Source organism: Mesorhizobium sp. B2-4-14 (assembly GCF_006442155.1).
Classification (GTDB): Bacteria; Pseudomonadota; Alphaproteobacteria; order Rhizobiales; family Rhizobiaceae; genus Mesorhizobium.
This window is the reverse complement of record NZ_VFVA01000002.1, coordinates 1-18,326: the sequence shown is the minus strand read 5'-3', so window position 1 is coordinate 18,326 and position 18,326 is coordinate 1. Positions and strand designations below refer to the sequence as shown.

Here is an 18,326-nt window from a genome sequence, read left to right as displayed (position 1 = left end):
TTGGAATTGACGGCTGCCACGGTTCTTGTCGCCTCTGTCGGGGTGTTTCTGATCAGTTTCATGAGAGGTGCCTTCGGCGGCGGCTTCGCCATCATTGGCATTCCGCTGCTGTCGATCGTGATGGACCCGGTGACAGCCGGTGGCCTCCTCGCGCCGCTGTTCATCGCGATGGACCTGTTCGCGTTGCGCTATTGGAAGCCCTCGACCTGGTCGAAGCAGGACCTTGTGCTGCTGTTACCGGGACTCGTGATCGGGATAGCGCTGGGCTATCTGCTGTTTCGTGTCCTGGACCACCGCGCCATAGCGATCGTGATGGCGGCCATCACCCTGCTCTTTGTCGGTCTATGGTTTGTCGGAGGCGCGACTGTGAGTATCCGTCCGCGTTCGTCGGCAAAGGCAGTTGCCGCCGGTCTGGCATCGGGCATCACCACCATGGTGGCGCATTCGGGCGGACCTCCGCTTGCGATGTATCTATTGCCGCTTGGCCTCGGCAAGGAAGTCTACGCGGGCACGACGAGCCTGTTCTTCACTGTCGGCAACGCGACCAAAGCGATGCCGTGGCTGCTGCTGGTGAAACCGGAAGGCAACGTCTGGATATTGATGGCGGCTTGCCTGCCTGCCATCCCCGCCGGGGTCTGGCTTGGTTGGCGGATGCACGGAAGGTTGGACCAACGTCAGCTTTACAGGGCCTGCTACGGATTGCTGGTCGTGACGGCGTTGAAATTGTTGTGGGACGGCGTTTCCGGCTATCTCGCGTGAATTTGGCCTGCGCTGGCGCAAATGCCGACATGTGATCCCGGCAGTCTCCACGGCGAGCCAATTGGGCGTCGCTGAGACCAGCACCCGTCGACTGCCTGGCGGCAGCTGGGCCTGCGGCTCCCCGTGACCATTTCCAATATGGCCGGAGCACTTTCATCAGCGGCGCGCCACGCCAGTGCAGGCTCTGATCCGGAATCCCTCAAGACGAAGCGTATCTGATCCGACGCACCCCGATCCAGCGTAACCTTAGCAAGAATTTGGCGCGATTTGCATGGCTTTACTGGTCCCTGCGGCACTTTCGGGGCCAATTAGAGGCCAAGGCTGACAACCGGGAGATTCAAATGGCCACCGCCACCGCACTTAAACCAGAACAGGACTCGACGGTCGAGAAGAAGATCCAGCAGTTCCGGGAACTGTTCGCTGATGCACCGGAGATCGGCAAGAAGGCACTGGAGAACGCAGTTCAAGTGCTGAAGTCCCAAGCTTCGGATCCGCCGCCGCCGATAGAAAGCGCCGGTCGTGTCGGCGCGCGCCTCGGCAAGATCTCTGAGCTGACGATCATCGTCCCGCTCGCACAAGGTGGCGCGCAGCGTTTGCGCGCGTTCCTGAGGCTATTGGGTGGCAACCTTTCGCAAGGCGCCGACAAGGTCGGCACGCTTCACACCATGCGCTTCGTGTTCTTCGATAACGACACGAGATTGCTTTTCGCCACGGCCTACGATGGCGATTGGGACACCTATATCGACGACTTCGTGGCGAAAATTCCCGACTATCTCGACATCATCGACTCCGCTTGGGATGGCTGGCCCGGCATTCGCAGCCCGGGAGCGAAGGACTACCTCGTCAAGCACCAGATCACGGCGGAGGGCTGGTATGTCGCCTATCCGGATCTGACGGTAGCCGAGATTCAGCGGCTCCAGCGCATCGGCAAGGCCGTGGACGAATTCCTGGACAAGATCGGCTAGGCGATCGCGAGGGGACGAACCACCGAAACGCAAAGAGAGAAGTACAATGGCAGCGCAAGCACAGGCACGCACGATGTCGGAACACGAGACGGTCGCTGACTTGATCGACAAGGTACGCGGGCTTTACGCCGACGCGCCGGAGGTGGGCCGCATCGGACTTGAAAAGATGGTCGCCGAACTCAGCACCGCGGCCGCTGATGGGCAGCAGAGAGCCGCGAGCGCAGGGCGTACCGGGCTGCGTCAGGGCAAGGTGTCCGAACTCACGTCCATTGTCACCTTTGCACCGGGAGGCGCCAAGCGGCTCCGGGCTCTGCTCAAAGTCTTGGGCGGCAATTTCCAGGGCGCGGACAAGGTGGGTACCTTGCACGACATGCGCTTCGTATTCCTCGATAACGACACGAGGCTGCTGTTTGCCACAACGTATGACGGCGACTGGGACGCCTATATCGACGACTTCTCTACCAAGATTCCCGACGCGCTCGACGTCCTATTCAGCAATATGGTGGGATATCCGCCAAAGGGGATGCATGATCCCGCGATCAAGGACTGGATCGCTGGCAATCAGATTACTGCTGACGCCTGGTATGTCGCTTCGCCGAACCTCACCGTCCCGGAGGCAAGAAGGCTCGAAAAGCTCGGCAAGGCCGTCGACGAATTCCTCGATGAAATCGGATAGCCGCAGCCGCGAACTCGCTTGGGTCCATGCGGAACGCAACTCCTCAGGCTCGTAAGGAATAAGTCCATGTTGTCCATCAAGGACTCCGTCGGCGAGAACCTGCCGGCGCACGTTCCAACGCTCGATCTGCATGAGATCCAGGCAACTGTGCTCAGACAGAGGCCGGCGCCATATTTCGGCATGCACATTCTGCTGCGGGTCGATGATGCGGCGGCGGGCCGGGCCTTTCTTCGGCGGCTGACACCTTACGTCGACTCTGCCGCCGGCTGGCGGATCGCCGCAAATGCCTGGCTCGGGGTTGGGATCACTTATGCGGGCCTGGAAGCACTGGGTCTCCCCCAAGACTCCCTGCAGAGCTTTCCCGAAACATTCCGTGTTGGGATGGCAGCCCGCGCCAAGGAACTTGGCGATGTGGATCTGAACGATCCGAAACACTGGGATGCGCCGTACGGCAACGCTCAGGTCCACATCGGGATCAGTGCATTCAGCGATACCGAGGAGATGCGCCAGCGCGCGCTTGCTGTCGCACGCGATCAGTACGAGGGTTTCTCGGGCGTCAGCGTCGTGGTGATGCAGGATTTCGGCGCCCAACCGGATGACCGCAATTCGCTGGGTTATAAGGACGGCATCGACCAGCCGCCGGTCGAGGGCAGCGGCGTCGATCCGCTACCGGGCCAGGGCCGCCCGATCAAGGCGGGGGAGTTCATCCTGGGATACCCCGGCGAGACCGGCGTCCCGTTGCCGATGCCGCAACCCGATATCCTTGGTCGCAATGGAACCTATGTCGGCTATCGCAAGTATCATTCGCTCGTCGCCTCGTTCAATCGCTTCCTGCGGGAGCACGGTAGCACTGAGGAAGAGCGGGAATTGCTGGCCGCCAAGCTGGTCGGCCGCTGGCGCAGCGGCGCGCCGCTGGCACTGGCGCCTGACAAGGACAATCCAGCGCTCGGCGCCGATCCACAACGCAACAACGATTTCGACTATGCGAGCGATTCCCGGGGCCAGCAGATACCCTTTAGCTCCCACATCCGGCGCATGAATCCGAGGGACACGCAGCTTCAGCGGCTGACTGACGTCAACATCCATCGCCTGATCCGGCGCGGCACGACCTACGGACGGCCCTACGACCCGAACCAACTGTCCGACGAAGACGATCACGTGCCGCGCGGCGCCATCTTCCTGTTCATGAGCGCCAAGGCGATGGACACGATCGAATTCCTGCAAAAGGAGTGGATCAACGACGGCGATTTCATCGGCGCGAACAACGAGCGCGATCCAATCGTCGGGCTCCAACCGGAAGACGCGACCTTCACGATCCCGAAGGCGCCCGTCCGCCGGCGCGTCCACGGCATCCAAACGTTCAACGTGCTCAAGGGCGGCGAGTATTTCTTCATGCCGAGCATGTCCGCATTGAAGTGGATCGGGAATCAGGGTGGCTGAGAACGGCAACCCAAAGGAAGCAGAGGTAGCCTTCCATGCTGTATCAAACGATTAATCCCTACACCGAGCATCTGGTTCAAACGTTCCCGCTGCACACTGATGGCGAAATCGAAACGATTATCGCCAAAGCGGAGACGGTATACGCGACCGACTGGAGCCGGAGATCGCTTGCGGCTCGCAAAGCCGTCGTCAAGAAGGCGGCCTCGATTCTGCGCGACGACGTCGAGAGATACGCCAAACTCAGCACTCTCGAGATGGGCAAGTTGTTCCGAGAAGCGCGGTCCGAGGTCGGGCTGTGTGCAGACATCCTCGACTACTTTGCGGATAACGCGGATGCGTTCCTTGCTCCGGAGAAACTCCAGGTCAGAAACGGGGAGGCCTTTATCGAGAACGCGCCGTTGGGCGTGCTTTTCTGCATCGAGCCCTGGAACTACCCTTACTATCAGCTGGTTCGCGTAGCGGCGCCGAACCTGATGCTCGGCAACACCATCATCTGCAAGCATGCTCCGAATGTGCCGAAATGCGCGCTGGCGTTCGAGAAGCTTTTTCTCGACGCCGGCGCTCCGGAAGGAACCTGGACAAATGTGTTTGCGACCAACGAGCAAGCGGCACAGATCATCGCAGATGGACGGATCAGGGGCGTTGCGCTGACCGGCAGTGAAAGGGCGGGGTCGGCAGTCGCTTCCGAAGCAGGCCAGGCATTGAAGAAGAGCACGATGGAACTCGGCGGCAGCGACCCATTCATCGTCCTTGATGATGCCGACCTCGACACGGCCGTGGAATTGGCCGTGTTCGGTCGAATGAAAAACGCCGGTCAAACCTGCATCGCGGCAAAGCGCTTCATCGTTCCGGAAAGCATGGCCGACGCGTTCCTTGACGGATTCAAGGCCGGGTTTGAGAAACTGCAGGCTGGTGATCCCATGGACCCTGAAACCTCGCTGGCGCCCCTTTGTACGGACGGAGCGCTCAACAACGTCCTGAACCAGATCGACACTGCAGTTATAAGGGGCGCCAAGGTGTTGCTGGGCGGAAAGAAGCTCGATCAGCGCGGGTTCTTCCTCGCCCCTACTATCCTCGTCGACGTAAAGCCGGACAATCCCGCCTATCGACAGGAGTTCTTCGCCCCGGTCGCCATGGTCTTTCGCGTCAAGAGTGACCAAGAGGCCGTGCAACTGGCCAATGATTCACCCTTCGGCCTCGGTGCGACGGTGATTGCCAAAGACATCGAACGCGCAAAACGCGTTGCGCGCCAGATCGAGTCCGGAATGGTTTTCATCAACGAGGTGACCGGCACCGCAGCTGACCTCCCGTTCGGGGGCGTGAAGAACTCCGGGTATGGCCGCGAGCTGTCGCATCTGGGCATCGGCGAATTTGTGAACAAAAAGCTGATCCGCGTTGCGGCTTGAAGGGACGGTAAGATGTCCAACCATGTTGTTGTCTCCTGACGCGGCTTTTTAAGACGGGTGATGCCGGCTTGACCCGCCAACATCACCAAGAAGCAACCGTGGGGTCGTTACCCATCGAAGGATCATCCGCCATGCATGCAATTCGAAAACTTCGGGAGTCAGGCCACGCCACCGTGGCTGACTACGAGGCAATTCTCGCTGCAAATGTTGTTTTTCACAGCCCAGTATTAATTCGGACCATCGAGGGTCGTGCGGTCGTTGCCAAGATCTTCGCGACCTCGACTACACTACGAGAAGGTGCCTATACGGGCGAGTGGAAGCTGGACGACCGAAGAACCCTGCTGAGATGGAAGGGAAAAATTCAGGGTCACGAGCTGGAAAGCTTCGATATTATCGAAGAAAACGATGAGGGGCTCATCGTCGATCGCGCAATAGCTTTTCGTCCAATGCCGGCAGCGAAACTGTTTCGGGATGCCATGCGGGCTGCCATGGGAAGCTCTATTCCAGACGATTTCTGGGAATATTCGAACTAGAGCTTCGGCGGATCGCAAGTGACTCGACCCAGGCGCGGAGATCCCACCAGTTCGTCTTTTGAATGTATCCAAAGGCCAGCGACATGACGACCAAACATAGACATAACAACCCGATTCTCGTGACCGGAGCAGCCGGCGCTGTGGGTGGCATCGGGCGCAACCTCACGGGATTTCTGCTCGCGAGGGGGTACAAGGTGCGCGCCATGGTTCGGCGTGAGGACGAGCGCGCCGAGGCCTTACGACGAATCGGCGCGGAGGTCGTTGTGGGCGACCTGACGGACCTTGCCTCGATGCATCGCGCCATCCAAGGCTGCCGGCGCATCTATTTTGGAATGTCTACCTCGGCGGCCTACCTGGAAGCCACACTCAACACCGCCGCGGTGGCGCGCCATTACGGCGTCGAGGTGTTCGTGAACATGTCGCAGATGACGGTCTCCCAGATGAGCATTAGCGAGACTACCGACAGTCCGCAGCACAAGCTGCACTGGCTGTCGGAGCAGGCTCTGTCGTGGTCGGGACTGCCGGTTGTCACCATGCGGCCGACAGTCTTCCTCGAGGGCTTCTTTCTTCAACTCGCCGCCGCCGGTGTGCGGGCCTCCGATGCGTTGGCTCTGCCGTTCGGCAGCGGCAAGACCTCGCCGATCTCCGCGGTGGACGTGGCGCGCGCGGTGGCGGTGATCCTCGACGATCCCACCCCGCATATCGGGCAGATCTACGATTTGACCGGGCCGGAATCGGCCGATCTGGACCACTACGCGCGTCTCTTCTCCGAGGCGCTCGGCCGGCCGATCCGATATCACGACGTCCCACTCCCAGGGTGGAGCGAAAACCTTCGTCAGATGCGGTTTCCTGAATTCGTCATCAGGCATCTCTCAGCCATGACTGAGCTGACCAAGCAGGGGCGTTACGACCGCATGACGGACACCCTGCGCAAACTCACCGGCGAAGCACCCACGAGCATGCGCGACTTCGTCAATCTCCATGCCGCTGAGTTCAAGCAGCATGAACCGGCGCATCCGCTGGAGTCGGCTTGAAGTCGTGGCGACCGAGCCGATGAATGGAGGTTGATGATGTCAGATCATGTTGACGGTCCGCGCTCGATCGGCGATCCCCCAGCCGACGTCACCGACCTCTTCGCCTTCATCAGTCCGGAGAACCCGGTGCGCACCGTGCTTGCGATGTGCGTTTTCCCTTCCGCCGGCGAAAGTGCGATCTTCTCGAACGTCATCGATCACGCGATTGCAGTTCGCCGCGTGACCGTTGCCGGCGTTGGCGAGGCGGCGAAGTTTCAACCTGCGCACGAGGAAATTCGCTTCAGCTTCAGGTTCGAGGTGCTGGAGCGCGATGCCGCGGGAAATGTCATCCAGCGCGGCACGTGCACTTTGCCGGACGGTCGCGAGCTGTCGCTCATTGTGAACGACGAAAAGGGCGCATCGACTCCGGAAGGCGATGTGCGCGTGTTCGCCGGGCTGCGCTCCGACCCCTTTTATCTCGCGGTAATCGCCTCCGATCTCAGGAGGGTTCCAAATCTGCTCCAGCACGACAACGTGCTCTGCGTGGTCGTCGAGTTCGACACACATCGCCTACTCAATCCCGCTGCCGGCTCATTGTTCGGGGCGATCGCCGAGACTGTCCCCGCCCGCTCGCCGGCAGGCAACGTCTCACATCCGGTTGCCCGCATCGATTGGGTCGGAAAGCCAGAGCAGACGAATATTCGCCTCACCAATCCCGGGTTGCGGGGCGCGGAGGACATCCGCGACCTGTGGAATCAGCAGAAGCCATTCGAGATTTCGAAAGAGCTGCAACCGCTTTTCCTTCAGCGCCTGAAGGACAGCTTCGCCGACTGGGACATGCGTGACGGCAAAGCCGATTGGACGCCGGAAGCGCTCTCCGCCAACGCCAACATCTTCCTCGACGATTTTCTGCTGTTCGATGTGGCGAAGCCGATCACTGACGAAAGCCATCTCGAAATCGAGAAGAGCACGCTTTACGGCCGACCTTATCAGACCGGCGGTGGCCGCACGATCGATGCGAACGTGATCGACATCCTGCTCACCTGGCTCGTCAACCACGATCGGAAGTTTCTCCAGGGTGGGGCGACCCAAGCGACGAAGCCCGGCATGAAGGTGTTTCCGTATTTCGCGATGCCCAACACAGACCTGCAAAGCGTCGATGATTGCGTCGAGCTTGCGGCGGCCGCCGACGCGGTGTGGTCGGTCATCGGACAGTTCAACCTCGACTGGCATCCGTTGGTCGCCCAGGTTCGCCTGACCGGCGCCGGTACTGGTCAACTCCGAAGGATCGAGACGCGCGATGGCGGGGAAGTCGTCGAACGGCTTGAGGAGGTCGACAACGCGAAACGGCTCTATCGCTACACCCTGGTGGCCGGGATTCCCGCTTGCCATTACACCGGCACGATAAAGGTCACGCCGAGGGGCGACTGTTGCGTCGCCGAATGGAGCGTGCAGTACCAGGCCGACAATCAACCCGATATCGTCGTGAGAGCCAGGGTGGCGACGCTGCTCAAAACCGGTCTGGGAAGCCTGAAATCCCGCTTGGAGGTGCGACATGACCCCAATCATTGAACTGAACCGAACTGGAGGCCGAACGGCAATGAACCGCGCTATCCTGGGGGCTTGCGCCGCCGCAATCGTCTTCGTGCCCGTCGCTGCGTCGGCTCATCCCGGCGTTGTTGGCCTCACGCACGGCTTTGCGTCCGGCTGGACACATCCATTCAGCGGGATGGACCATATTCTGGCAATGATCGCGGTCGGTTTGTTCGCCGCTCATATGGGAGGCCGGGCGCGGTGGTTGGTGCCTTTGACATTTGTTTTCGTCATGACGCTGGCAGGCATCGTCGGCATGGCCGGCGTCAAACTACCATTCGCGGAAATCGGCATCGCCATGTCGGTTATCGTGCTGGGTCTGGCCGTCGCGTTTCAGCTTAGCGTGCCGACGCTGGTTGCCACATTCCTTGTTGGATTTTTCGCAATCTTTCATGGTCACGCTCACGGCACAGAAATGCCGGAAAGTATGTCGGGGCTGACCTACGGGCTTGGCTTCATTTGCGCCACCGCGCTGCTTCACGCGACCGGCGTTGGTTTGGGTATCGCGATTGGCAGGACCGGTCCGGCCACGGGCCGTCAACTGGCACAGGTCGCTGGCGCTGCCATTTCGTTCGCGGGCATCGCTCTCCTGATTTTGCCATGAGCGCGGCGGCTTCATCGACAGCGTCCTGGCCGCAGGCCACCGACGGGGAAATTGCGGTCATCAACCTGGAAAGTGCGCGCCGCCATGCATGGATGCGCTTCCGGCAAGACCCGACGCTTCCAGATATTGCCGAAGCAATCGTGGATATGGAGAGGCTGAGGATCCAGTTCGCTGGGGACGTGGAAGCGCTCGACCGCCTGGAAGCACTCGCCGCTCGACTTTCAGATGCGGAAGAATCCTTTCGGGCGGCACTCGTTCAGGCCGAGGTCGCCTCGACAGGGCATCGCTTCGCGGACGCAACGATGCACTTGGCGCGCGCCACCGTGCTGGGCGCGCCGCGCGAGGCAGCAGACCGCCAGGCGCTGTCGATCGACCAGGCCCGTGGCATGGAGCTTGACCGCGTGCTTGACGCCCGGCGCCGCATTGCAAGAGCGGGCGCGCGACTTGAGGATCTCCTGCCTCTCGGTGCCGTGCTTGCCGATCTGGAGCGCTTCACCGAAGCGGAGGCGGTGTATCAGCAAGCATTTGATGCATATGCCGGCACGTCGCCTTTCCCGCCGGCCTGGGTCTGCTTTCAGCTTGGCATGTTGTGGGGTGAACTCAATCCGGTACCGGACCTCAATCTGGCCGCGCGCTGGTATCGGCGCGCCATCGCTTACGTGCCGGTCTATGTGAGGGCCCGCGTGCACCTTGCGGAAATACATGCCAGTCAAGGCCGGACTGGTAAGGTGGAGGCGCTACTCCTGCCAGTGCTCTCGAGCAGCGATCCGGAAGTGCGGTGGCGTCTTGCCGACGTTTTGATCGCGCAAGAGAGATTCGAGGAGGCCGAGACACAGCTCGAGGCTGCACGATTTGGCTTCGAAAAGCTTCTTGAGACACATTTGCTCGCATTCGCGGACCATGCCGCGGAGTTCTACGCCGGCAGCGGAAACAACCTGAAACGGGCGCTCGAACTCGCGCGCGCCAATATCGCGAACCGGCCGACACGCCATGCGCTCCAGCAGGCGCATGCCATCGTGTCAAAAGCCAAAGTCACAACCGTGGCGACCCAGGCGAAAGCGCCCCACGTGCAAGTGCCCGAATGACTACCCACGGAGAGAAGCGATGATCAAAGTCAGTGTCATGTACCCCGCCAGCCTCGGGACGCGGTTCGATCACGACTATTATCGCGACAGACACCTGCCGCTCATCAAGAGCAGGATGGGGCCGGCCTTGAAATATTACGCGATCGACAGGAAGCTGGCGGACGGGATGGCAGAGATCCCGGCTACGTATGTCGCAACGTGTCACCTGCTCTGCGATTCAGTGCAGGCGTACCAGTCCGCGTATGGCCCGCACGCCCAGGAGATCTCGGGCGACATCCGCAATTTCACCGATCGGACGCCGATCGTACAAATCAGTGAAGTCGTGGTCGAGAACTCGGCCAGAGGCGAGACCGAAGCGCTACGACATTCTGCCCGCTCACCATGACTGCGGGTCAAGAAAATCCGCGACGATACGCGCGAGCTCACCAATACGGTTCACGCGCCGGACGCGAACAAACGGGATCCCCGGCTGCAAGCCATGAATGACCTTTTGAAAGACGTCTTGGTACGCGACCTGCCTATGATCGCCGCCGATCTGAGCGACTTTTCGTTCACCTAGAGTCTCTGCCGGCGTTCAACTGCCGCCAGATGACCGGCAGCGGTGGTCGCACCTTCTCAGGCAATAGTAGCCGCGCACGGAGTCCGGAGCCAATGCCGAGTTATGGTGACATCACCCAGGTGGTCGCCGACCCTATCGTGAGGACGGGAGCGCTTGCCGTCATCGGTGCCGTCACCACACGGGTGATGCTTCGCAATCGCCCCCGGTTCCACCTCATCGGCCAATTGGCCTTGTTGGCTGTTCTCACCATCCTTCTGATGTCCCACGGCATCGTACCGTACGCGCCGGGGCCGCCGGGCGCGTCCAGCTTCCAGCGTTTTTTCCTCGGGCTCGCCAAGATCACATGGTGGACCAGCGCTGCATGGGCGCTGATCAGCGCCGTCCGTGTTTTTCTGATTTTCGAGGGGCGAGCCCGCGAGGGCCGATTCCTGCAGGATCTCATTGTTGGCGTGATCTACATTGGCGCCGTGCTGTCCATCGTGACGTATGTTTTCAATGCGCCGGTCGGTACGTTGATTGCCACGTCCGGCATCGTGGCGCTGATCCTTGGGCTTGCCCTGCAAAGCACTTTGAGCGACGTGTTTTCCGGGATCGCGCTTAGTCTCGACAGGCCCTATGGGGTCGGTGACTGGCTCGCCCTCGGCGATGCGGTCGAAGGCAAGGTTGTCGAGACAAACTGGAGAGCAACGCATCTGCTGACCAGCGCAAATGATCTCGTCATCGTTCCCAATAGCGAGCTAGCCAAAGCGAGGCTCACCAATCTCAGCAGCCCCGAGCCCAGCCACGGCATGACGCTTAGCGTACGCTTCCGACCGTCGACCGCGCCATCGGCCATGGTCGAGGTGATGCGTTCAGTCCTGCTGAGCAGCAATTCAATCCTGACGCTTCCCGAACCCAGCATCCACGTGACAGCTCTCGATGCGAATGCGGTCGAGTTGGAGGTGACGTCCAGGGTTGCCGACGTGTCGGCCGTGGGCACGGCGAGAACAGAAGTATTCGATCTGATCTACCGCCATGCCAAGGCTGCAGGACTGGTTCTTGCCCAGCCCGCGAATGGCGGTGTTACAGCCGCCGCGTCGGCCACGGGCGCGGTGCGAGCCGGTTTGCGTACCACGCAGTTGCGATTGCTGGATGTGGTTCCGCTGTTTGCCCACCTGACCGAGGAAGAGAAGGAGACCCTCGCTTTGACCATGACGCGTCGCACCTTTCGCAAGGGCGACGTGCTGATCGAACAGAAAAATGTGTCGAAGTCGCTGATGATCATGCGCAGCGGTGTGGCAATTGTCACACGACGGAGCGACGACACGGCGGGCGAAACGACCGAACTCACGAGGCTAGCGCCGGGCGACTTCTTCGGAGAGGGTGGTCTGCTGACTGGTGCGGGCGAGTTCGGGTCCATCACCGCGCTCACTGCCGTCGTCGTGTACGAAATTACCCAAGAAGGGCTGGCACCGCTGATACGGGACCGACCGGCCATCGCCGACGAGCTCGGCGCCCTTCTGTCGAAGAAAACGGCTGTCGAGCTGTCCAAATTCGATCAACGCCATGGCGGCGCGGCCCTGAAATCCGTTCCGCATCTGACCGCCAGGATCAGACATTTGTTCAATCTCTGAACGTGTCTTAGAGTCAGTTTTCAGCATTGAGGGCACTTCGGCGCCGTCTCCAGACCGGGGCTCTCGCAACGAAAAGCCGTGCTTCGGCATCGGTGTTCTCCGCTTTTTCCCTGAAATCGATACAAAGGTGTCGCGCATACCTTTGTGCAATTGAGTGTTTTCAGCTCATTTGAAATGCTGCGCGGGGATTTTGAAAAGAGAGACTTCGTTTTGAAGGAATGAGCTCATGCAAGCTTCGCATCTTTCCATCCAGCCCCTGTTTCATTCGATCGATGGGTTGTCCATCCGCATCGCCGAGAGCTCGAAAGAGCGTGGCAAGGTGCAAGCGCTCCTGCTCAGCCCCTGGCCCGAAAGCATATACGCTTTCGGAGCGACATGGTCGCGGCTTGCCGAGCACGCACATCTCATCGCGGTCGACTTGCCGGGGTTTGGCCAGTCGGAACGACGGGACTCGCTGATGTCACCGTCGGCGATGGGCGAATTCATCATAAGACTGGCGGATGAATTGGGACTGGAGCAACCACATGTCGTTGGACCCGACGTTGGCACTCCCGCGGTGCTTTTCGCGGCCGCCCGCACGCCTGAGAGATTCCGCAGTATCATCGTCGGGACAGGCGGCACTGCCGTTCCCCTGCAACTTGGCGGGGTGTTGAAGGATTGGGTTGAGGCGCCTTCCCTGGATCCATATCGTCGCATCGATGGCCGCGATATCGTGCGCGCCGCCACGAGTACGCTCGAACGATACACACTCTCGCAAGCTGCATTCGAGGACTACCTGGCTTCATACGCAGGCACCCGCTTTGCCGAATCGATGCAGTACGTCCGGGCGTACCCTCGCGACCTCCCGATACTCCGTGACTTGCTGCGGCAGATACCAACTCCGGTGCGCGTGATTGCTGGCCGTCACGATCAGGTTGTTCCGTTGGCCAATGCAGAGTTCCTGGTTGAACGCCTGCCCAACAGTGATCTTGCGATCATCGAGGCAGGACATTTCATTTGGGAGGACGCCGCCGACGCGTATGCGGGCTTTGTCACCTCTTGGTGGGATGGAGGCTACATAGCCGACCGCCGCCGCCCCAGGGGTCCTGCAGCCGAACCGCAATCCACATCGTAGGCACCCAGCCACATTGTGCCGATTTGGCGTCAATGATGACTGGCACGAAGTTCCATTGAACCTCGCCCATTGCGGACGGAGGGGAGGATGGCAAAGTTGTCCTGCACCCCGTCCCCGGAATATTCCGGGATAGAGAACGAGAATGTGGCTCCCGGGCCGGCGTTCGCTTCGGCCCACAGCCGCCCGCCGAGGCTTTCGACGATCGAGCGGCTTATGGATAAGCCGATCCCCATGCCGTCGCTCTTGGTGGTGTAGAAAGTCTCAAACAGGCGTGTCGTTCCCTCCGGCCCGAATCCAACACCCGCATCCTGCACCATCAACTTCACCTGATCATTGTCGGCCGGCTCCGTTCGAACAAGCAGGCGTCTTGGGCGGTCGACGACGCTGGCCATTGCATCGGATGCGTTACGCAGCAGGTTCATGATCACCTGCTGAAGCTGCACACGGTCACCGCCAACAGGCCTGATGCCATTCGCAAGTTCGGTATGCAGAACCACCTTGTCTCGCTGAAGGTCATTTTTGGCCAAAGCGATCACCTCGCGCGCCACCTCGTTGAGATCTACCGGTTCGATTTCGACAGTTTTCTTGCTAAATAGCGAACGCAGTCGTGCGATCATTTCAGCGGCGCGGTTCCCATCGCGCATGGTGCGTCGTGCGGTCTCCTGCGCCATTGCTATGTTTGGGGGGGCAGCAGACAGCATGCGAAGGCAGGTGCTGGCATTCGTGACAATACCCGAGAGTGGCTGATTGATCTCGTGGGCGATCGACGCTGTCAAAACTCCCAGACTTGTAACCCTGGTGACGTGGGCAAGTTCCGATTGAGCCTTGCTGAGCGCTTCTTCTGCCAGCCGGCGCTGAGTGATGTCCATAACGGCCCCGGTGTATTCCAGGCGACCGGGATGATCCCGTGCCAGATGCGCAATCAAATGCAGGTACTTGACTGAGCGGTCGGGCATCAAAATGCGAAGCTGATAATCCAAGTCATGCGCGCCATATTGCGCACGTTCCAGAAAATCAGCCATGAGTGGCAAATCCTCAGGATGGAGCCGCGATGCGACTAGCTCCATCGTCACAGGGTCTTTTGAATCGAACGCAAAGATGCGGTAAAGTTGCTCCGACCATACGATCTCGCCTGCAGAGATGCACCACGAAAAATTTCCCATGCGAGCCAGTTGCTGACCTTCGGCCAAAAAGGCCTGACTGCGTCGCAATCTCTCCTCGGCCTTTTTCCGCTCGGTAATGTCGCGCGTGACTCCAAGTTGCATGACCGAGCCATCGCTGCCAAGCATGGGAGCAGCATGGGTTTCGACGTGCCGGAGGACGCCTTGCAGACTGACGAGGTCAAACTCCAGAAAGCCCTTCTGTCCGTCGCAGACACGCTCGTGAAATAAACGATATTGATCGCGATGCTCGGGGACCACGAAATCGAAGAAGTTGTGTCCGACCACGACGTCAGGCGAGGGCACGCCCGCCATTATCGCGCCAGCCTGATTGGTCCTTAGCACGGTCCCATCACGCGCGACCACTTTGACGCATTCGGGCGTGGTTTCGACGATGGTGCGGAAACTTTCTTCGCTGCGCCGGCGATCTTCGATGTCAATGTTGACGCCATGCCATTTGACGACAGTGCCGTGCTCATCGCGCAGCGGATTAGCCCGGAACAGGAACAGTCGATACTCACCATCGTGGCGGCGAAGGCGCGCTTCTGCTTCGCCCGGGGCGCCCGCTGCCAATATGGCCTGCCAGGTGCCGGCCAGCCCGGGCATATCATCTGGATGAACCGTGGCCGCCCAGCCCCAGCCCTGAGCCTGCTCGTCGGAAAGACCGATGTAATCGAGATAGTGCTGGTTGAAAAACTCGGCGGATCCATCCGGCCGCGCGGACCAGGCCAACACTGGAATGGTGTCGACTATGGCTTTCAGATTGCGTTCGCTGGTTGCGACAGCCTGCTCGGCCCGTTTCTTTTCGTCGATGTCGATGTGCAGGACGTACCACCGGACGATCCGGTTGTCCGTATCCCGGATAGGCAAACCGCGAACTCGAAACCAACGGTAGACGCCATCCTTTCCGCGAAGTCTTTGTTCCGTATCGAATGGGTCACCTGTCGCGAACGAGTGCTCGATCGTTTGAGTGATGCGCTGACGGTCATCAGGATGAACCACGTCGGCGTTTTGCCAATGCTTCAATTTCTTTTTCGATTTGCCGAAGTATTCGAGCAATTGATCGTTCAGTGCCTCGACTTCGCCGGTTGGCGACAAGACGCAAAATCCTGCTGAGATGGTGTTGACGATCAGCTTCGAATTCCGCTCGCTTTCACGTAGCGCATCCTCCGCTCGTCTTCGATCATCGATGTCGATCAGCAGGTGAAGCCAGCGGACGATCTCGCCTTGCGAATCCCGAAGAGGCAGCCCCAGAACGTTGTACCAGCGGTAAACATTGTCGGCACGACGATGGCGGCTCTCGACATTGTAGGGAGTGCTCGTCCGATGCGCTTCCAACTGTGCGGCCACCGTCCGCTCCAGGTCGTCCGGGTGCACAACGTCCGAGCTCTTCCAACCTTTGAGTTCATCGAGCGTTCTACCGAAATAGTCGAGTGTAAGTTGATTGAGTCCCTCGACCTCGCCCGAAGGTGTCGTTACCGCGACCGGAATTGGAATGCTGTCGATGATTGTCTGGAGATCAAGCCTACGCCGCCGCAGCTTTTCCTCGGCGCGCCGTGCATCCTCGACGTCTGTGGCCACTCCACACCATTTGAGAATGTCTCCGGCCGTGCCGCGGATTGGATTGCATTGGAAGTTGATCCAATGATACTGCCCGTCGAAGCGACCAACACGCGCCTCCATCTCCCCCGCCGTGCCGGATGCCACGATCAATCGCCATCTTTCAAGCAGCCGCTCGAGATCTTCCGGGTGAACGAAAGCTTGCCATTTCGATGCACGGATATCTTCCAGGCCGAGGCCGATGAATTCCGACCAGCATCGATTGACAAAATCGATCTGTCCGTCGGGTAAGGCCATCCATACCATGATTGATAGCGCGTCAAAAACGCGGCCGAGATCGATGTCCCCCGTGGCCATTCTTTCGCATCCCTTCGAATGCACGATGCGTCAGCGCATCGCAAACGTACAAAATAGCTTGATTAAACACTTTGAGTTGTTCTGTCGGTGAATCGAACACAGCATCATTGCATTCACGTGCCCGGGTTTCCCGCCTTGCTTAGATATGGACGGCAGGCTCGGTGTCCGATGCAATTTCGAACGCTGGTCCACTCTTCGACAACCTCCTCCGGCCTCATGCGTGAGGCCCTTGGACAGGTGTCGCAGTCGTCGAATTCGCGAAGGCTTGATGAGCGCATGGCAACCTCACTTGTCCTTCGAAAGTTGAGTTTGAAAGCTGGTCTACAGGTAAGGATATTGACCGTCTGGAGGGAGTGTCAGCTATTGCACGCGGGTAGCGGGCGATGACAAAGTGGTTGAGACTCGTAAGCCAAAGTTTATATGCGCGACGCGCGACGATGTCACCGAACCCGGCTGCTGCCACACACCAGATTGTTGCCCTGGGAGACCGCTGGTCCGTCGGCGCGACCATTGTGTCGCCCGAAGTGGATGGTTTTGCGACTTGGAGCGGTTCAGCGTTTGATGGAGAACGACCCGCTCTAACTCTTTGCTTTCACGCAATCCTGGAATTGCCCTAGGAGCGTAGCGGCTCGTCGACTATCAGCTTGAGTTTGTCGGCCATCTGCCCGAGCTCCGGAAGCGAACCCGCCTTCATCTTCTGCATCGCTCTGCTGCGATGCACTTTGACGGTGGCTTCCGCGATGCCGATATTGTACGCGATTTGTTTGCTGAGACGGCCGCGCGCCACCTGGATCAAGATTTCGCGTTCTCTCGGGCTCAGCGATGCGAAACGCTTCTTCAGGTCCGCTAGGGCTTGATCACTTTCGCGTCGCGCCCGATCGCGTGACAAGCCAACTTGAATGGCGTCGAGGAGGTCCTGATCGCGGAATGGCTTGGTCAGGAATTCAATGGCCCCCCTTTTCATCGCCTGGACGGACATCGGAATGTCGCCATGCCCAGTGATGAAGATGATCGGCAGGTCCCTTTTTGCCCGACCAAGTTCCTGTTGCAGATCGAGACCGCTTTGTCCCGGCATTCTGATATCCAGCACCAAGCAGATGGGGACATCGGGCAGTTCGGCTCCGAGGAAATCGGAAATAGACGCAAAGAGCTGAAAATCGATGCCGACCGAACGCAACAGACGACCGACCGAGGCACGTAGGTCCGGGTCGTCGTCGATGACCAAGACGCGGGAATTTGCGTCAGACATCGCTGTTGCTCGGAATTAAGAGATCACTGAAATAGGCTCGGTTCGGCTGCTTCGCCATACGGCTATTTTAGTGGCTGTCCGTGAGCCTGAACACCCCAATTCTTGCGCACGTCACCTAAACCAAGATTTATGGCAAGGCGCCAGCGCGCCAATGGCATTCCTCGTACAAATCAAACTAGAACGTGAGGAGCTAGGCATTGTCTGCCGGCACGACTGGCTCGAGCGCGCTGTCGGAGGCAGCATGACCAAAAAGCAATTGGTTTCGGTGGTCGACGACGATCGGTACTTTCGCGAATCCATGCGAAGACTCATCAAATCGCTTGGCTATTTCGCAGAAGCTTTTGCGTCGCCGGCCGAGTTGCTGGCATCTCCCTATCTCGCCGAAACGGGGTGCCTGATCGCCGACGTCAACATGCCCGAGATGACCGGGATTGAACTCTTCCGGCACCTCGTCGAACAAGAGAGCACCATACCGACGATCCTCGTAACGGCCTACCCCGATGACGCTGACCAGATCCGTGCCGCGAATGATGGAGTTCTCTGCTACCTTCGCAAGCCGGTTGATGAACAGAAACTGACGGAGTGCCTTCGCGCGGCTCTCACGCGGGCTGAACAAGCATGAGCTTATGATCCCGCTTCG

16 protein-coding genes are annotated in these 18,326 nt (G+C 59.6%); 14 read left to right on the top strand and 2 right to left on the bottom strand.

The annotated features are described in order from the left end of the window. The 13 genes from FJ938_RS01820 to FJ938_RS01760 all read left to right on the top strand — a co-directional run bounded on the left by FJ938_RS01820 (position 1) and on the right by FJ938_RS01760 (position 13,360). The gene (locus tag FJ938_RS01820; RefSeq protein ID WP_210241952.1) at positions 1-759 is read left to right on the top strand and encodes a sulfite exporter TauE/SafE family protein; all 759 of its coding nucleotides are present in this window, start codon (positions 1-3) and stop codon (positions 757-759) included. A gap of 341 nt (positions 760-1,100) precedes the next feature. Beyond that, positions 1,101-1,724, top strand: coding sequence for a hypothetical protein (locus FJ938_RS01815; protein WP_140608593.1), 624 nt, complete (start codon positions 1,101-1,103; stop codon positions 1,722-1,724). Positions 1,725-1,770: 46 nt separating this feature from the next. After that, a complete protein-coding gene (locus FJ938_RS01810) occupies positions 1,771-2,400 on the top strand; it encodes a hypothetical protein (RefSeq protein WP_140608595.1) in 630 nt (209 codons plus the stop codon). A gap of 66 nt (positions 2,401-2,466) precedes the next feature. Further along, positions 2,467-3,840 (top strand): peroxidase, encoded by a 1,374-nt coding sequence (locus tag FJ938_RS01805; RefSeq protein WP_140690657.1) that lies wholly within the window; start codon positions 2,467-2,469, stop codon positions 3,838-3,840. Positions 3,841-3,875: 35 nt separating this feature from the next. Then, the gene (locus FJ938_RS01800) at positions 3,876-5,246 is read left to right on the top strand and encodes an NAD-dependent succinate-semialdehyde dehydrogenase (RefSeq protein WP_140690655.1); all 1,371 of its coding nucleotides are present in this window, start codon (positions 3,876-3,878) and stop codon (positions 5,244-5,246) included. 173 nt (positions 5,247-5,419) lie between these two features. Next, positions 5,420-5,779 carry a hypothetical protein gene (locus FJ938_RS01795; RefSeq protein WP_246673135.1) on the top strand — a complete coding sequence of 120 codons (360 nt, stop codon included), beginning with the start codon at positions 5,420-5,422 and terminating at the stop codon, positions 5,777-5,779. An 83-nt stretch (positions 5,780-5,862) separates the two neighbouring features. Then, positions 5,863-6,813 (top strand): NAD(P)H-binding protein, encoded by a 951-nt coding sequence (locus tag FJ938_RS01790; protein ID WP_140608604.1) that lies wholly within the window; start codon positions 5,863-5,865, stop codon positions 6,811-6,813. A 33-nt stretch (positions 6,814-6,846) separates the two neighbouring features. Further along, positions 6,847-8,364 carry a DUF4331 family protein gene (locus FJ938_RS01785; protein ID WP_140690653.1) on the top strand — a complete coding sequence of 506 codons (1,518 nt, stop codon included), beginning with the start codon at positions 6,847-6,849 and terminating at the stop codon, positions 8,362-8,364. Then, positions 8,348-8,989, top strand: a complete 642-nt coding sequence (locus FJ938_RS01780; RefSeq protein WP_246673134.1) for a HupE/UreJ family protein — start codon at positions 8,348-8,350, stop codon at positions 8,987-8,989. The genes FJ938_RS01785 and FJ938_RS01780 overlap by 17 nt, the downstream gene beginning before the upstream one ends. Continuing rightward, on the top strand, positions 8,986-10,074 hold the full coding sequence (locus FJ938_RS01775) for a hypothetical protein (protein ID WP_140690651.1): 1,089 nt from the start codon (positions 8,986-8,988) through the stop codon (positions 10,072-10,074). Before FJ938_RS01780 ends, FJ938_RS01775 begins: the two co-directional genes overlap by 4 nt. A gap of 19 nt (positions 10,075-10,093) precedes the next feature. After that, positions 10,094-10,459, top strand: coding sequence for an EthD family reductase (locus FJ938_RS01770; protein ID WP_140690649.1), 366 nt, complete (start codon positions 10,094-10,096; stop codon positions 10,457-10,459). Positions 10,460-10,725: 266 nt separating this feature from the next. Then, positions 10,726-12,246: a mechanosensitive ion channel family protein gene (locus tag FJ938_RS01765; protein WP_140690647.1), complete on the top strand. Its 1,521-nt coding sequence runs from the start codon at positions 10,726-10,728 to the stop codon at positions 12,244-12,246. Positions 12,247-12,472: 226 nt separating this feature from the next. After that, positions 12,473-13,360 (top strand): alpha/beta hydrolase, encoded by an 888-nt coding sequence (locus tag FJ938_RS01760; protein ID WP_140690645.1) that lies wholly within the window; start codon positions 12,473-12,475, stop codon positions 13,358-13,360. A gap of 29 nt (positions 13,361-13,389) precedes the next feature. On the opposite strand, the gene FJ938_RS01755 is transcribed toward FJ938_RS01760, so the two are convergent. Beyond that, positions 13,390-16,437 carry a PAS domain S-box protein gene (locus tag FJ938_RS01755; RefSeq protein ID WP_140690643.1) on the bottom strand — a complete coding sequence of 1,016 codons (3,048 nt, stop codon included), beginning with the start codon at positions 16,435-16,437 and terminating at the stop codon, positions 13,390-13,392. Between the two features lie 613 nt (positions 16,438-17,050). Continuing rightward, positions 17,051-17,686 (bottom strand): response regulator, encoded by a 636-nt coding sequence (locus tag FJ938_RS01750; RefSeq protein ID WP_140608619.1) that lies wholly within the window; start codon positions 17,684-17,686, stop codon positions 17,051-17,053. Positions 17,687-17,837: 151 nt separating this feature from the next. Between FJ938_RS01750 and FJ938_RS01745 the strand changes: the two genes are divergently transcribed. Then, the gene (locus FJ938_RS01745) at positions 17,838-18,308 is read left to right on the top strand and encodes a response regulator (protein WP_246673133.1); all 471 of its coding nucleotides are present in this window, start codon (positions 17,838-17,840) and stop codon (positions 18,306-18,308) included. Positions 18,309-18,326 lie beyond the last annotated feature (18 nt).

Coding starts and splice junctions, on each gene's coding strand:
- FJ938_RS01780 (WP_246673134.1), top strand. CDS start 8,348: ATGACCCCAATCATTGAACTGAACCGAACTGGAGGCCGAACGGCAATG.
- FJ938_RS01790 (WP_140608604.1), top strand. CDS start 5,863: ATGACGACCAAACATAGACATAACAACCCGATTCTCGTGACCGGAGCA.
- FJ938_RS01745 (WP_246673133.1), top strand. CDS start 17,838: ATGGCATTCCTCGTACAAATCAAACTAGAACGTGAGGAGCTAGGCATT.
- FJ938_RS01785 (WP_140690653.1), top strand. CDS start 6,847: ATGATGTCAGATCATGTTGACGGTCCGCGCTCGATCGGCGATCCCCCA.
- FJ938_RS01800 (WP_140690655.1), top strand. CDS start 3,876: ATGCTGTATCAAACGATTAATCCCTACACCGAGCATCTGGTTCAAACG.
- FJ938_RS01775 (WP_140690651.1), top strand. CDS start 8,986: ATGAGCGCGGCGGCTTCATCGACAGCGTCCTGGCCGCAGGCCACCGAC.
- FJ938_RS01760 (WP_140690645.1), top strand. CDS start 12,473: ATGCAAGCTTCGCATCTTTCCATCCAGCCCCTGTTTCATTCGATCGAT.
- FJ938_RS01765 (WP_140690647.1), top strand. CDS start 10,726: ATGCCGAGTTATGGTGACATCACCCAGGTGGTCGCCGACCCTATCGTG.
- FJ938_RS01750 (WP_140608619.1), bottom strand. CDS start 17,686: ATGTCTGACGCAAATTCCCGCGTCTTGGTCATCGACGACGACCCGGAC.
- FJ938_RS01805 (WP_140690657.1), top strand. CDS start 2,467: ATGTTGTCCATCAAGGACTCCGTCGGCGAGAACCTGCCGGCGCACGTT.
- FJ938_RS01810 (WP_140608595.1), top strand. CDS start 1,771: ATGGCAGCGCAAGCACAGGCACGCACGATGTCGGAACACGAGACGGTC.
- FJ938_RS01770 (WP_140690649.1), top strand. CDS start 10,094: ATGATCAAAGTCAGTGTCATGTACCCCGCCAGCCTCGGGACGCGGTTC.
- FJ938_RS01755 (WP_140690643.1), bottom strand. CDS start 16,437: ATGGCCACGGGGGACATCGATCTCGGCCGCGTTTTTGACGCGCTATCA.
- FJ938_RS01815 (WP_140608593.1), top strand. CDS start 1,101: ATGGCCACCGCCACCGCACTTAAACCAGAACAGGACTCGACGGTCGAG.